The sequence below is a fragment of the Candidatus Hinthialibacter antarcticus genome, assembly GCA_030765645.1.
GTDB classification, from domain to species: domain Bacteria; phylum Hinthialibacterota; class Hinthialibacteria; order Hinthialibacterales; family Hinthialibacteraceae; genus Hinthialibacter; species Hinthialibacter antarcticus.
In genome coordinates this window covers 36,708-51,152 of record JAVCCE010000040.1, presented here as the reverse complement: position 1 = coordinate 51,152, position 14,445 = coordinate 36,708, and the positions used below count along the sequence as shown (strand labels likewise).

Sequence of the window (14,445 nt, the reverse complement as noted above, 5' to 3'; positions counted from 1 at the left end):
TTGCACTGGCGGAGTATAATATTTGTTTTGATTAATCTTATAATGAATGAGTTGTTATTGAATGGATTTATCTTCCGTCGGTCCGTATTCCATCGCGGTGATTGCCTTTGCGCTGGGATGCGACGCCTTTTCTGTTGCGCTAAGCGTTGGCGCCGGTGAACGCTATCGCGGTCAGTCTTTTCGCTTAGGCTGGCACTTCGGTCTGTTTCAAATGCTTATGGCGATTATTGGCTGGGGCATGGGCCGTATTGCAGCGGACTGGGTATATTCATGGCATCATTGGATCGCCTCCGGCATCCTCTTCGTTATCTCCCTGCATACCATGAAAGAAGCGCTTTGGCCTGACCACCGCGACGCAAGCACTGACCTCTCGCGCGGCTGGTATCTGGTGACATTATCAATCGCGACCAGCATTGATGCGCTGGCGGTCGGAATCGCATTCGGCGTTCTCGAAATCACTCCTTGGGCGCCGAGTTTTGTGATTGGTTTATTCGCGGGCGGCATGACGCTGGCGGGATTGCATCTAGGCCGCAAACTTCGTGCGGTGTATGGACGCATTGTAGAATTCGGCGGCAGCATTCTCTTACTTCTTATCGCCGTCAAAATTTTCTTTGAGTTGTAGGCTGGGTGGCAAGGGCAAGGCCGAAGGGCAGCCCTTGGAATCAGAACTCCCCGCGTTCCACTTCGACCAAACAGTTTTTGAATTATGTCCAGCAAAGGGCAGGTGAATTCAAGTCAAGCAGCCCATAGAATGAAACTGATTGCTCCAAGGGCTTGTGTGCGCCTCTGTGAGCGCCTGTGCAAAAGGGCCTGAAAGCCCGCACTGAAGCGAAGAGAGACGTACACAAGCCCTTGGGATCATGCTGGGTGGCAATGGCAAGGCTGAGTGAAGCGAACCTGCCTGCCGCAGGCAGGGCCACAGCCCTTGATGTCAATCTGAATCCTTCTGCCTTAAAAAAATGGAGGGGGGCTAAAACTCGCCGCGTTCCACTTCGACCAAACATTCTTCGATGATGTCGAGCGCTTTGTCCATCTCTTCGATGGTGATGGTCAACGCGGGCGTGAGCGTCAATACGCTGCTCATGGTGAGTTTAAAACTCAGCCCTTTGGAAAGCGCTTTGTACATAATCGCTTCGGCTTCGTCCGCCGCTTTTTCTTTGGTCGCCCGGTCTTTGACCAGTTCGATTCCAAGCAGCAGACCCAGCCCTCGTACGTCGCCGATCAGCGGGTGCTTGTCCATCATGGAGCGCATACGCTTCAACGCATGTTCGCCGACAGTGAGCGCGTTTTCGCAAAGTTTCTCTTCTTCGATCACATCAATCGCCGCTTTGGCGGCGGCGCAGGCGACCGGGTTTTTTTCATGCGTATAATGCCCCAACGCAATTTTTGATGAGACGTTGAGTTCCTCACGCGCCAGCAGCGCCGCCAACGGGAAGATGCCGCCGCCCAGTCCTTTACCGATGACCAGCATGTCAGGAACGATGTCGAAATGTTCGACGACAAACATTTTTCCGGTGCGCCCTAGGCACGTAGGGATTTCATCCAGGATCAACAACGCGCCGTGCTTGTCGCAAGCGGCGCGGACTGCCTGCCAGTATTCTTTCGGCGGGATAAACGGCGTACAGCGCACCGTCTCGGCGATGACCGCTGCCACGTCGCCTTCTTTTTCAAGGACGTACTCAATATAGTCAGCGCATTTCAGGTTGCATTTTCCCTCGCAGCCCCAAATGCAATGATACTCGTCCGGCGGAGGAACGTGCTCGCCGCCCGGCATCAGCGGGCCGATATTCGACCGGAAAATTGCCTCGCCGCCCACCGAGATCGCATCCAGCGAGGCGCCGTGAAACGAGTCCCACATCGAAACGGTTTTATGTCGTCCGGTTGCGGCGCGCGCCAACTTCAGCGCCATGCCAATCGCCGCCGTACCGCCCGGCGCAAACAAGACGCGGTTGAGGTCGCCCGGCGCCAGCGCGGTGAGTTTTTCGGCCAGTTCAATGGCAGGGATGTTTGAATACCGCCGCGTACAAAACGGCATGTCATCGAGTTGCTTCTTGATCGCGTCGATCACGCGGGGATGGCTAAAGCCGACCTGATGGACGTTATTGCCGTGGAAGTCCATGTACTGTCGGCCTTGCATGTCTTCAATCGAAAGGCCTTCACATCCGCTTAGCATGTTGAGGCAGGGCGTCGAAAGCGATTGGTGCAAGAAGCAATCCGCATCGCGCTGCAACCATTGGCGCGTCTCGTCATCCAGGTGGTCGTCTTGCCATGTCTGGCGCCGCTGGCCCAGATTGAGGTCGCCTTCAGATTTCAAATGCGCGATGTCGTTATCTTTTTTCATTTGATTAAGGTTTTTCTCCACGGGCGAGTCGGGCGTTAATGTCGTCGATGACGGGCATCAGGTCGGCGATGCTGTCGATTACATAATGAGCGCCTGCTTGCGCCAGTTTCAGCGAGGCTTTGGCGTGTTTGGCTTTGAACGCGCATGGGTCCGCCATGCGGATTTCTTGCGGGGTCATGCCGATTTCGTTTCCGCTGGTGACCACGCCGACCGACCACATGCCGCCGTTGACGCCTTCGTCGATGTCGGGCACGGTGTCGCCCACTTTGACGATGGCTTCGAACGGATAGACCTCTAATTCCATCGCCGCTTTGATCGCCATCCAAGGCGAGGGGCGCCCTGCAGGGACGTCATCCGCGCAGACCGACAAGTCAGGCTCATAGCCGCGCAGTTTGGCGTCATCGGCGACGGCTTTCATCATGGCGCCGTTGTATCCAGTGGTTGCGCCAATCTTCATGCCGCGATTGCGCAACAGGTGCATGCACTCGTTCGTCCCGGGGATGAGGTCGTTATAGTCAAGAATGCACTTGAGCTGCATGGGAATGAATTCCTGGTACATCACATCAATGTCCGCTTCGCTGCAGGGCGAACCATGCGCGGCCTGCCAGGCGGCGGCGATGGTTTCCATTTGTGAAATCATTTTGATGTGCAAGCGTTTAGCGGCGCCCATCGGTTCGCGCGCCTGCGCCATTGAAATATCAACGCCGTGTTTTTTGTAGACTTCCTGAAACACGACCGCCGGAGCAAAACAACCATAGTCGACCGTGGTCCCGGCCCAATCAAAGATTGCCGCTTTCAGCGGCCCGACATACGAACGGCGAAAAACCAAATCCATTACAATCTCTCCTGTGGGGTTACCCTTTCAGGGGTAACTCTATATTCATTTCTTTCATGGTTTCTTGAATCGACGCCAGCAGCGTTTTTACGTCCGCCGCGCAAATACGCCCGATGTTGCCGATGCGGAAACAGTCGGCGTTGCTGACTTTGCCGGGATAAATCACCTGGTCTTTTTCATTCAGCAATTCATAGAAGCGGTTGAAATCAAAATTTGGATGCGCCGGAAAGCGGAACGACGTAATAATATAGCCTTGCAGTTCCGGTTTCAGATATTCCACAAAACCCATCGCGCGCATTCCTGCGACTAAGGTTTCGTAGTTATTACGGTAACGGGCGCCGCGTCCTTCGACGCCGCCTTCTTGTTCGAGTTCTCTTAATGCTTGGCGAAACGCGAGGATGGTATGGGTCGGCGGCGTGAAGCGAAACTGCCCATTGGCTTCAAGGCCTTTCCATTGCGCCAGCAGGTCAAAGCTCATGCTGCGCGCCCAGCCTTCGGTTTTAATCAGCGTTTCTTTTTTGGCAATGACGAACGAAAATCCCGGCACGCCTTCGATGCACTTGTTCGCCGATGACACCAGGTAATCAATGTTCGCTTTGGCAATATCTAATGGTACGGCGCCGAAACTGCTCATTGCGTCGACGAAATATACTTTGCCGCGTTCTTTGCAAACCACCCCGATTTCTTCAACGGGGTTGAAGATTCCCGTAGTGGTTTCGCAGGAAACCATTTCGACCATTGATATCGCCGGGTCGTCGTCGAGCGCTTTCGCGACGTCCGCAACGACTGGTGTTTGATCTTCGGGGTATTCTAAAACGCTGGTTTCGATCTTGAGCGTCTTCGCCATTTGGGCGATGCGCTTTCCGTAGGCGCCGTTGATGACGACCAATAACTTCCCGTCCGGCGGGACGCCTGTCGCCAGCACGGATTCCAAACCGAATGTCCCGCTGCCTTGCATGGGGATGGCTTCGTAGCCTTTGCCTTCAACTTGGCCTAAGCGAAGCAATTCAGTGCGCAATTCACGTACGGTTTCGATAAACGCAAAATCACGCGAGCCTAAATCTTTCAGCATCGCTTGCTTGACCGTCCGGCTGGTCGTTAACGGGCCGGGCGTGAATAAAATTTTATCTTTCCAACCATCAATGGGTAGCATTCAATGCGCCTCCTAAGAAAATTCAGAATACCAATTATATCGAGTCTTGGCGTGAACCCCATCCTTACAACTGTTCGGATTTAATGAACATTGTTTGTCTACTTCGCTGGTTCAAAGAAGACAAAGTATTGATAGTCCAAAAATGTTTCTTCTCGAGCGACAATAAAGCCTGCCTCTTTCATTTCAGAAATCATGTCTACTCTCGCGTGATTGTGGCTTGCAGGCGGGCCGACCTTCTGGTCTTTCTTGTTCCAATCAACCACCGCGATGCGTCCGCCGTCTCGCAGCAGAGAATGCAGCCCCTGGTAGTATTCCACCCGGTTGCTCAAGTGATGATTGGTGTTGCAAAAGAAAATCAGGTCAACGCTTTTCGGCGGTAGCATGGGTCGGTCCATCGCGGCCAACACCGTGACGATATTATGTAGGTTTTCTTCTTTGGCTTTGTCTTGAAGAAACTCCATCAGGTTGACCGCCAGGTCACAGATATACACGACGCCTTTTTCTCCGACCGCTTTTGCAATTGGACGCGAGAAATATCCCGACCCGCCGCCAATGTCGGCAACGCGCATCCCTGGCTTGAGTTGCAAGGCCTCGATCACTTTGTCAACTTGTTGCCATTCACTGCGCTCACCTTTTTCAAACTGCTCGGGGTTGTACTGGTGCTTCTCTTGCGCAGCGACGGCTAAACAAAGAATCAACGAAAGCACAAAGTATCCAATGCGAAATTGAATGGTATTCATCGTACGATTTCCTTAAATTGTCTTGAGATTGAACAGCCGATAGTAATATCCTACTGAAAAACCACGTTTATGTTTAGTTCAAAGGCGTTTTAACGCGAAATCTCATATTCGATTCTCATTATTGAGATGGCGGTGCGCCGTTTTGAAACAGAGTTCCCTTAAATTATTTGCAAGTGGTCAATTTCTGAACACATCCTTAATATGTGAAATAATATTTTGAACATTGTGACTGTAATGTAAGCCTTTTTTGCAACCTAATGGTAATATAACGTGAGTTTTTAATGAGATTTGCTACGGATTTCACTTAATGTTCTCGAAGAGATTTAATAGTGCTGGAATTTGATTTCTAATGGATTAAGTCAAGTATAACTTCATAAAATTAAGCCATTAGAGAAAACTCGAGCGAGTGATTTTTGTCTCAATAAGTGCTTGACGAGTCGATCCATTTTTCGATCAACCATCCGCCTTTTTTCATCGTTGTTCCGATTTGAATTCGGCAAGTTGGCACAATGCTCGCATTATGTACAAATCAAATAAAAGAGATGAAATGAAAAAAAGTTGAGGAGAAAGAAATGATGACTCGCGGATATCTAATCGACATGGACGGCGTGATCTATCGCGGCAGCGAATTGATCCCCGGTTCAGACAAGTTCATAAACGAACTGACCAAACAAAACATTCCGTTTTTATTCTTGACCAATAACAGCCAACGCACCCGGCGTGACGTTGCGACAAAAATACAGCGTATGGGAATCAACGTAACCGAAAAGCACATCTATACCTGCGCGGATGCGACCGCACATTTTCTGGCGCAACAAAAACCCAATGGCACCGCTTACGTCATCGGTGAAGGCGGGCTATTGCAAGCGCTGCACAGCGTGGGCTATTCCATCGTTGACCACGACCCTGACTACGTCGTCGTCGGTGAAGGCCGTACCTTCAACATGGAAATGATCGAAGCGGCTGTGCGCATGATTATGAAAGGCTCCAAACTGATCGCGACTAACATCGACCCCAACTGCCCAACCCAAAATGGACTACGCCCCGGTTGCGGCGCCATCGTCGCCATGCTGGAAAAAGCTACCGGCTTCGAAGCGTTCAGCGTCGGCAAACCCAGCCCCATCATGATGCGCGCTGCGCGGAAAGAAATGGGCCTCACCGCCGGACAAACCACCATGATCGGCGATACCATGGAAACCGATATCCTTGGCGGCGTCTTGATGGGCTACCGCACGGCGCTGGTTCTCAGCGGCGGAACCAAAAAAGAAGACCTGGTCAAATACGCTTACCGCCCTGACATTGTGATTAACTCCGTTGTCGATCTGCTCGAAGTAGAACTTCGCGAACGCAGCGCGGCTTGAAGAGATGAGCGAAAATAAGAAAAAAAAATTGAATCTTCGGACAGTTTAATGCGTATGAGATAATATCACCTGTATGTCGTTTCTTTTTTGTGATGTCCCTCCCAGAGTCCAAATTTTGAAAACGAGAGGGTAGTTGGTATGAGCAATACAATGTTTGAAGCAATGTTGTTGGACCGGGTTGTGCAGTTGGAAAAGAGCAATAAACGCCAGCGAAAAATGTTTCTGGTTACATTTGCCATTTTAACGCTTGTTACGACGATCCTTTTTGCCAGCGCGTTTGGTTTGCGCGTGATTCCAGGCAAAGTTGTGCAAGCCGACAAGTTTGTGCTCACCGACTCGAGCGGCGTTAACCGTATGGAAATGCGTACGCAAAACGGGATTAGCATGATGGCCTTTCTTAATGACGCTGGACTGCCTCGCTTGGCGATTGCAAACGCAAAAGGCGACCCCGGATTTCATTTGTATGACGCCCGAGGGTTTCGCCAAGCCGCTTTTGGGCTTGGGGCAGACGGCCCGAGTCTGACGTTTATGACTGAACTGGGAAACCAAAAAGCGGGACTCATTACGCGTAAAGACGGTTCGGCCGCATTAATCACCCGTAACGGCGAATACGAGTACGGCTCAGTGAGTGAAATGAAATATATTTCGCTTGATGAACTCGACTCGCTGAATAAAAACACGCCAGAGTTTCAAACTGTGACGAATTAGAAAGCATTTCAAAAGCATTCCGCTACGAAAATCTGTCATATACAATCAATTCAATAAGCCAATGTTGGCATGGGTGCTACAATACAACGTCTCTCGTATTGATTAGAAACAAAAAAACGCCCCGGAGAATTATTACCGGGGCGTTTCTATTTGAATATGAAAGAAGCAATTAGTCGACGGAGCCGTTGGCGTCAAACACAAACATGCGGGTCGTCTTGGTATACTCGCCGCTTGCTTCGCTTTGAAATTCGACTTCGCCATAGGCCGCCAGATAGCCTTTTTTGGGGTAGGGAATCGGGATCGTCGTTGTATACGAATCCGCTTTCATTTTCTGCGACTGCCACAAGTTGTTGCGGAAATCGCGGTCGCTTGACGTAGCGAACCAGACGCGAATCGCTTGAGCAGGTGCTTCAGAAGAAACCGTTAAGCCTGCTTTGCCGTCGCCAGTGGTCAGTTTCCATTCGACCTTCGGATGTTTTTTGCCGTGCGCGGTTTCCGCAAAAAATCCCGCAAGCGCCCGGATGGCTTGTTCGCCGCCGCCAAGATCGTGTCCAGCGTTGGGGACATAGTGAATATACTTTTCGCCCTTTAAGTCGTCCCAATAAAATTTGATGGCGTCAACCGGCCAGTAAGGATCGTTGCAGCCAATGAAGATCAATTTCGGCATGGTCAATCGGTCCCGGTAGTAATACGGGTCAACGATGGCCAATAGATCGGCGCCTTCATCGGTCGACATCTTTTGCTGAATGCCTTTTTCGGTGTAGTCCTGAATTTGAACGCTGTATTCGTCCCACGCAACGAGTTGATAATCCATCTGTGGTTTCATGTTTAATACGTCAATCACCATGGGGGCGATGGCGGCGACGCGTTTTTCATGGGTGCTATCATAGGCGCCGGTGAGCCAGGTGGTCCAACCCCGTTTTGAACCGCCGGATATGACAAATTTTTCAATTGGCTCTTTCATTTCCTTCTTCGACAATTCCGTTAATGCGTCCATTGCTTTGACGGCGCTTTTTACCATCGGCAAGAGCAACGGCCATTCGGGATCGTTTGACTTTAAATATTGGTCAAACGTATGTGAAATAATTTCGTCTTCATGCATATCCCCAAACAATGGCTGATTGGGCGTTTGTTTCAACACAGCGGCTGGCGCTCCGCAGGCCATCGCCAGTTGAGAAAATCGCTCCGCGTCCCCGCCTGTTAGCGAGCTGCGATTGACGACGCCGTTTTTGATGGAACCGCCGGTAACAAAAAGCAACGCGGTTTTGCCGGAAAGCATTTTGTCTGGAACGAACAAGGTCAGTTGATGTTTCCAGAGATACTCGCGCCATTGTTGCGAGGTTAGAGTCAAGTCATAAACCGTAACACCGTCTAACTTCGCGGTCTCATGAATTTCCCAGGCAAATTTCCCGTCTTCTTTTTCAACGTAAGCGTCGAGTGCGCCGGACGCTTTCTCCGCGGCTTGTACGCAAAATCCAATCATCAGAATCCCTACGCATAGGCTTAACTTCCAACCAACAGTATAAAACGATCCTCGAGACATCATAATCAATCCATCCTCCTCGCTCGATTTCTGAGCATAATTCTACACTATACATTGTCGGTCTAATTCAGACAAAGGTTTCTTACGGGATGAAAGTAATTGTGTTGATGGAGCCGTAAATATAGATTTGTTTTTTTTTATCATAAATCATCACTTGACGTGATATATTTTCCTAAGGATTATTACATTTATGTGCGTCTAGGGCACAGGAATACCATCTTGGAGGAGGCAGCATGAAGAAACTGAATGGATTTATGATTGCATTACTCATCACCGCAAGCGCAGCGTTTGCGGCAGAAGATCAAAGGGTCGATATCAATAATTTTGAGACGGATATTGATGTCACCATCACCGGGGGCACGATCATCTATTCATTGGTTGACGACTCTGAATTTGACGACGTCCCGCGTCATGAGGGCGTAAACGCGCTATTTGGCGAATATGACACCAGTCTAGGCGCTTGGACTACGACGACAATTAATTTCCCCACTGCCGTCGACATGACAGGGATGAGGGAACTTCACTTTTGGATTTATTTTCTGGAAGATTCCACCCCGCATCAATCAGGCAATTTCACCATGCGAGTGATGACGCAAGACGGATCCGAACTCGGCTCTCCGTCCGTTGCGACCGCAGGCGAATGGCACCACGTTGTTTTGCCGATTGACCGTGTAAGCGCCGAAAGTTTTTCAGCATTTAACCAATTGCGTTTTGTTTGGAACCCCGGCGCTGACAATGGCGCAACAGGGAAATTTTATATTGATGATATTTACGGCGTCCGTCCCGGCAATACTCCCGGCGTCCGTGAAGAACTCGTCTACGGCTTCAACCAGGCGGATTCTGCCACTGGATACCCACAAGGCTGGACCATCCGCGCCGTGGACGCCGTCGACTTAATGATGGGCGACGCCATTGTCGACCCGTCGGAAGGTTCCGACTACATGGAATCCATCATGCCCGGCAACTGGAAACGCCCGGTTGAGTCCATCAACTCCGCGCCTGATTTTGACCAATGGGACAAGGTCGTTGACGTGTCCGTCGATGTTCGTATGAGCGCTGATTTTGCGGGAACCTGGCATAATTTTCAATTTGTGCTCGAATCCAGCAGCGGTGGATATGTTGCTTATGGAATTCGCGGCGTAACGAATAAAGATGATTGGCGCACTCTTGCTTGGGATGTCAATATGTCCCCGCACCTTGCCGCGTTAAACGATCCCAATGGTTGGATTCGCCTGAGTTTCATCACCCAGATGGACGCCTCTCCGTCCGGCAGCGTCTATATTGATAACCTGCGCTTTGGTCTCGCGACAACCTTTGTATTGGGCGAGCGCGCAATTTCTTCAAGTTCCTTCCAAGGCGGCGAATCCTTTGATGTTAATTTAACCGTCACGGCGGAAGGCGATGCACAAGATTATGAAATCATCGAAAACACGCCAGCGGGTTGGACAGTCAGTGACATCAGCGACGGTGGAACATTTGTCGGCGGCGCCATCAATTGGTCCGTAAATCTCGCCAATGGCTCCAAAACCTTTTCTTACAAAATCACCGCACCTCAAAGCGCCAATCAATCCGTCGCATTTTCCGGTACGGTCGGCGGAATCGCGACTCGCGGCGACGATTCGATTTTCTTCATTTCTCCCGCGTTGTGGGATTCCCGCGTCGAATGTCCATTCACGTCAAATGATATCGTTTTAGACGGCCTGATTGGCTCTGATGAATACGCTGGCGCCATGTCTTATAACTTTAACCATGACACCGCTGACGGTAATGTCGCGCCAGGCGTACATATATCTGGCAACGAATACTCCGCAGACGAGCAGAACGTAACCTTCTATCTCTTGCATGACAACGACGCCATTTATGTTGCGTGTGATATTACTGATTCAAACTTGGCGTTTTTTGAAAATGAGACAGACGCTTGGCAGAATGACAGCATTGAAGTCTTCCTTGACGGAAATCTGTCACGCTCAACGCCCCGCGATACGCCATTTGGCATTCAATGCACCGTTACCGGAGATGGACACTTGCCTGGAGGCGATAGCGCTCCGGCTGCTGTTGAAGGAGATGGGTTCTTTAATTCATCGAACGGCAGCCTGTGGAATTACGGCGCCCGCGTTCGCGATGACGGTACGGGGTATGTTGTTGAATATCAACTCAACAAAGAAGCCGTCATGGCGCCGTCAGACCGTGATATTGTTGGTTTTGAAATTCTGATGAATGACAGCGAAGTTGGCGGCGGCGCCCGTACGGGTAAATGGGGGTTCCATTCGACAAATGAAGCGGGAACTGTCTTTGAAGCGTACAATGATGAAGCCGGTTGGGCATTAATGCAACTGCTGCCGAATGATTCTCCTGTAGCCGAGTGGGGACTCTATTAAGCGTAATTCATATCAGTCTAGCAATAAGAAAGGGGCGGAAATTTTCCGCCCCTTTTTCTTTGGGTGGCAAGCCAAGGCGTCGCGAAGTGAGGGCCGACCTTGATGCAACGAAATCAAAAATATCAGCCCTGTAGGGGTGCAACGTGTTGCGCCCGAATCCCCCCTGGCGCTTTCAGCGCCGGCCCCCCTTAAAAAGGGGGGCTAAAAGTCTTAAGTCAATGACATTGGCACTGAAGCGAGCAGAGTTGTACCCATGCCAGATGCAAAGAGATAAAAAGAGTATCAACTTTACGGAAGAACCAGAATTTATTCTATGTATGTCCTATTCCGCCGCTGGGCCGCGCTTGGGTTCAGGAAACGCCGTTATGCCGCCGTCCATATATTTGATTTTTTCAAAGCCGTTGCTTTTCAAGACGCGGTACGCCAGCGCGGCGTTCAACCCGATGTTGCACGACGTAATAATCTCTTTGTCGCGCGGCAGTTCTTCGCAACGCTTGCGCAAATCTTTCATCGGGATGTTTTCGCAATCTTCAAAGCAAACTTCTTTCATGATTTTCGGTCCGCGAACATCAAGAAACACAAAATCGTCTTTCGCCTCTTTCTGCTCGATGACTTTGCCGGGTAAGACGCCTTCGGTGGAGCCGTCAAGTTTGTTCATCAATACATTGGCGGCGACAATCGGGTTGCCAAGCGCAGGCGCGAACGGCGGCGCATAGGCGAGGTCTAACTGCTGTAAGTCATCGACGGTCGCTTTGAACTGAATGGCTGTCGCGATGGTGTCGATGGTTTTATCGACTTTTCCATCGCCCCACACTTGGGCGCCTAAAACGCGCCGATTGCTTTTGGAGGCGATCAGTTTAATGATGACGCGCTTTGCGTCAGGCATATAATGGGGCCGGTCGCCGCCGGGAACGACCGCGACTTCGATATCATAGCCTTCCTTGATTGCGTCGCGTTCGATCAATCCCGTACCCGCGACGTTCAGGCCAAAGACACGGAAGATTGAAGTCCCAAGAACCCCGGCGAATTTCGCGTTGCCTCCGGTGATATTGATGCCGACGATGCGCCCCATTTTATTCGCCGTCGAACCCAGCGCGATCCAAACTGGTTTCTCTGTAATTTGATGAAAGGTCTCCGCGCAGTCGCCTGCCGCAAAGATATCTGTGATGCTCGTCTCCATGCGCTTATCGACCTGAATCGCTCCGGTGGGGCCTGTCAATATCCCCGCGTCTTTGGCGAGTTCGACATTTGGTCGAATTCCAACCGAAAGCAGCACCAGGTCGGTTTCGATGATCTCGCCGCCTGCCTTTACCGCGCGGACGCCTGTTTCCGGCGAGCCGATGATTTCCTCAACGGATTCATTGAGGCGCACCCCAATGCCGTGTTTGAGCAATTCATTGTTGATATGCTTGGCAACGTCTTCATCGTAAGGAGGCGCCAGTTGAGGCAACCGTTCAATGACGGTGACCTGAATGCCGCGCGCAGTCAGGCTCTCGACCATTTCCAGGCCGATATACCCCCCGCCGACGACCACCGCGCGTTTTACGGTTCCGCTATCTACTTTTTCACGAATCGCAAGCGTGTCGGGGATCGTTCGCAATTGATAAACGCCGGGCAGCTCGCGGCCTGGAATTGGCGGGATAAAGGGCCTCGCTCCCGTCGCAATGACGAGCGCGTCATACGGCGCTTCAAATTCTTTATTTTCTTTTAACGCTTTGACGACAACGACTTTCTTTTTGGGATCAATTTTGGTGACGCGATGGCTGGTGTGGACTTGAATGTCCATATTTTCGTCAAATTGCTCAGGCGTTCGCGCCAGGAGTTGTTTTTTGTCTTTGATTTCATCCGCAATGTAATACGGTTCTCCGCAGCCAGCATACGAAATATATTCTTCATCCGTATAAATAGTAATTTCAGCATACGGGTCTTGCCGTCTCGCTTTGGCGGCGCTTTTGGCTCCACCAGCGACAGCCCCGATCACAACAATTTTCCTCTGTTTTGCTGCATTCATCGTTGAAGTCTCCCTAAAGAATCAGATGGTTTCATCATACGCCAATCCGGCCCATATTCGACGGACGCGTGTGAATTGAACGTACCGCTGTTATGAGTAAATAGCAACTAATTCTTTCAAGAAAGATATGGGTATATGCCTATAAATTTAAAGTGTCTGTCTAACAAAAAACCATTTGAATGAAAAATTCTTGAGGGAAATGTAAAAATCAGATGGGATGAAATATTGCATGGGATCTCCCAAAGATTATTTTTTTGAGACGAAAAGACATAATGGCAAACATCTTGCTTTTTGTACAACCATTGCAGTATAGAAGAAAAGATTTTCAGTTTTGCAAAAAAGTAATAGAAATCCCAAGCACTATGGGGTTGATAGTCAAAATGACTATGTTGATGTGTGGTTGAACAGCGCGCTGCTAAAAGTAAATCCTGTTTCAATGGAGTGGCATCAGACATGATCGTTTTGGAAAAACCGGAGACATGCACCATGCAAATGAACGAAGACCTCTTTGAGTTGATTGCGCAGCGGTTTAAAGCAATGTCTGAACCCACACGCCTTAAGATATTGCATTTGCTGAAAGAACAAGAACTTAGCGTTAGCGATATCGCTGAAAAAGCCGGCCTGAAACACGGTACCGCCTCAGCAAATTTGAACGCTCTTCACAAAGCGGGCTTAGTGATATTTCGCCGTGACGGCACCAAAGTTTTATATCAAGTGAGCAACAATATGGTTTTTGAAATTTGTGAAACCGTTTGTCAGACGCTTCGCGATGATTTCGCGGAGTACGAAAAATTGCGCAGAGCCATTGGTTAGAAAGCCCTACATACCATTTTTCTTTTGATAGGCGGTGATGTCCTCACCGCCTTTTTCTTTTTTATAACTCTCTGATCTTTATATTTTTAGGTTTAATTCTTCTGCGTTGTGAGCGAATGAACGCATTTGATGAATTTTAGAATATGCCAGGCAGTATTTTATCAAAATGAAAAAAAACGTAGACAAAATGAGAATTGCATAGAATTGTATTAGGATAGTATAACTGGCTTTACTCGTTTCTTTCGAGATTCTGAATCATTCTTATTCCTACAAGATTTACTCATTAGCGCAAGAACAATGTGAGCCTCGAACAACCATGATTTATGCTCATCTTCAGGCGCATAATGATGAGATTTATGGTTCATTCGTCTAAGACGTATTTACTTTGATATATCGCCGCGAATTTGATGCCAAATGCAGCTAAATCTCAATTCAATTTATATAAAAAAATATCTAATATACGGAAGAACAAAAAAATGGAACATCTGGATCAAAATTTTTATTTTGAATTTGTAATGTTGTTGTAATCTTACTGTCATATAATTATCTTTTGAAAAGCGAG

At 49.5% G+C, this 14,445-nt stretch carries 11 protein-coding genes; 5 read left to right on the top strand and 6 right to left on the bottom strand.

Annotated features, from left to right (window positions below; genetic code table 11):
- Positions 1-61 precede the first annotated feature (61 nt).
- A complete protein-coding gene (locus P9L94_09970) occupies positions 62-622 on the top strand; it encodes a manganese efflux pump MntP family protein (protein ID MDP8244395.1) in 561 nt (186 codons plus the stop codon).
- Positions 623-970: 348 nt separating this feature from the next.
- On the opposite strand, the gene P9L94_09965 is transcribed toward P9L94_09970, so the two are convergent.
- From P9L94_09965 to P9L94_09950, 4 genes are all read right to left on the bottom strand, one after another.
- Positions 971-2,341: an aspartate aminotransferase family protein gene (locus P9L94_09965; GenBank protein ID MDP8244394.1), complete on the bottom strand. Its 1,371-nt coding sequence runs from the start codon at positions 2,339-2,341 to the stop codon at positions 971-973.
- Between the two features lie 4 nt (positions 2,342-2,345).
- Positions 2,346-3,176, bottom strand: coding sequence for a phosphonoacetaldehyde hydrolase (locus tag P9L94_09960; protein ID MDP8244393.1), 831 nt, complete (start codon positions 3,174-3,176; stop codon positions 2,346-2,348).
- 19 nt (positions 3,177-3,195) lie between these two features.
- On the bottom strand, positions 3,196-4,329 hold the full coding sequence (locus P9L94_09955; GenBank protein MDP8244392.1) for a 2-aminoethylphosphonate--pyruvate transaminase: 1,134 nt from the start codon (positions 4,327-4,329) through the stop codon (positions 3,196-3,198).
- A gap of 98 nt (positions 4,330-4,427) precedes the next feature.
- Positions 4,428-5,069 (bottom strand): methyltransferase domain-containing protein, encoded by a 642-nt coding sequence (locus P9L94_09950; GenBank protein ID MDP8244391.1) that lies wholly within the window; start codon positions 5,067-5,069, stop codon positions 4,428-4,430.
- A 572-nt stretch (positions 5,070-5,641) separates the two neighbouring features.
- Between P9L94_09950 and P9L94_09945 the strand changes: the two genes are divergently transcribed.
- Together P9L94_09945 and P9L94_09940 are read left to right on the top strand one after the other, a co-directional pair.
- Complete coding sequence (locus tag P9L94_09945) at positions 5,642-6,430, top strand: HAD-IIA family hydrolase (protein MDP8244390.1); 789 nt, start codon at positions 5,642-5,644, stop codon at positions 6,428-6,430.
- Between the two features lie 138 nt (positions 6,431-6,568).
- Positions 6,569-7,138, top strand: a complete 570-nt coding sequence (locus P9L94_09940; GenBank protein ID MDP8244389.1) for a hypothetical protein — start codon at positions 6,569-6,571, stop codon at positions 7,136-7,138.
- 169 nt (positions 7,139-7,307) lie between these two features.
- On the opposite strand, the gene P9L94_09935 is transcribed toward P9L94_09940, so the two are convergent.
- Positions 7,308-8,684, bottom strand: a complete 1,377-nt coding sequence (locus tag P9L94_09935) for a PhoPQ-activated protein PqaA family protein (protein ID MDP8244388.1) — start codon at positions 8,682-8,684, stop codon at positions 7,308-7,310.
- Positions 8,685-8,914: 230 nt separating this feature from the next.
- Between P9L94_09935 and P9L94_09930 the strand changes: the two genes are divergently transcribed.
- Positions 8,915-11,059: a sugar-binding protein gene (locus P9L94_09930; protein MDP8244387.1), complete on the top strand. Its 2,145-nt coding sequence runs from the start codon at positions 8,915-8,917 to the stop codon at positions 11,057-11,059.
- 322 nt (positions 11,060-11,381) lie between these two features.
- On the opposite strand, the gene P9L94_09925 is transcribed toward P9L94_09930, so the two are convergent.
- Positions 11,382-13,070: an FAD-dependent oxidoreductase gene (locus tag P9L94_09925; GenBank protein MDP8244386.1), complete on the bottom strand. Its 1,689-nt coding sequence runs from the start codon at positions 13,068-13,070 to the stop codon at positions 11,382-11,384.
- Positions 13,071-13,562: 492 nt separating this feature from the next.
- Between P9L94_09925 and P9L94_09920 the strand changes: the two genes are divergently transcribed.
- Positions 13,563-13,883 carry a metalloregulator ArsR/SmtB family transcription factor gene (locus P9L94_09920; GenBank protein MDP8244385.1) on the top strand — a complete coding sequence of 107 codons (321 nt, stop codon included), beginning with the start codon at positions 13,563-13,565 and terminating at the stop codon, positions 13,881-13,883.
- Positions 13,884-14,445: the final 562 nt, after the last annotated feature.

Excerpts from the sequence above, each read along its gene's own strand:
- P9L94_09970 (MDP8244395.1), top strand. The coding sequence starts at position 62 with ATGGATTTATCTTCCGTCGGTCCGTATTCCATCGCGGTGATTGCCTTT.
- P9L94_09965 (MDP8244394.1), bottom strand. The coding sequence starts at position 2,341 with ATGAAAAAAGATAACGACATCGCGCATTTGAAATCTGAAGGCGACCTC.
- P9L94_09960 (MDP8244393.1), bottom strand. The coding sequence starts at position 3,176 with ATGGATTTGGTTTTTCGCCGTTCGTATGTCGGGCCGCTGAAAGCGGCA.
- P9L94_09955 (MDP8244392.1), bottom strand. The coding sequence starts at position 4,329 with ATGCTACCCATTGATGGTTGGAAAGATAAAATTTTATTCACGCCCGGC.
- P9L94_09950 (MDP8244391.1), bottom strand. The coding sequence starts at position 5,069 with ATGAATACCATTCAATTTCGCATTGGATACTTTGTGCTTTCGTTGATT.
- P9L94_09945 (MDP8244390.1), top strand. The coding sequence starts at position 5,642 with ATGATGACTCGCGGATATCTAATCGACATGGACGGCGTGATCTATCGC.
- P9L94_09940 (MDP8244389.1), top strand. The coding sequence starts at position 6,569 with ATGAGCAATACAATGTTTGAAGCAATGTTGTTGGACCGGGTTGTGCAG.
- P9L94_09935 (MDP8244388.1), bottom strand. The coding sequence starts at position 8,684 with ATGATGTCTCGAGGATCGTTTTATACTGTTGGTTGGAAGTTAAGCCTA.
- P9L94_09930 (MDP8244387.1), top strand. The coding sequence starts at position 8,915 with ATGAAGAAACTGAATGGATTTATGATTGCATTACTCATCACCGCAAGC.
- P9L94_09925 (MDP8244386.1), bottom strand. The coding sequence starts at position 13,070 with ATGAATGCAGCAAAACAGAGGAAAATTGTTGTGATCGGGGCTGTCGCT.
- P9L94_09920 (MDP8244385.1), top strand. The coding sequence starts at position 13,563 with ATGAACGAAGACCTCTTTGAGTTGATTGCGCAGCGGTTTAAAGCAATG.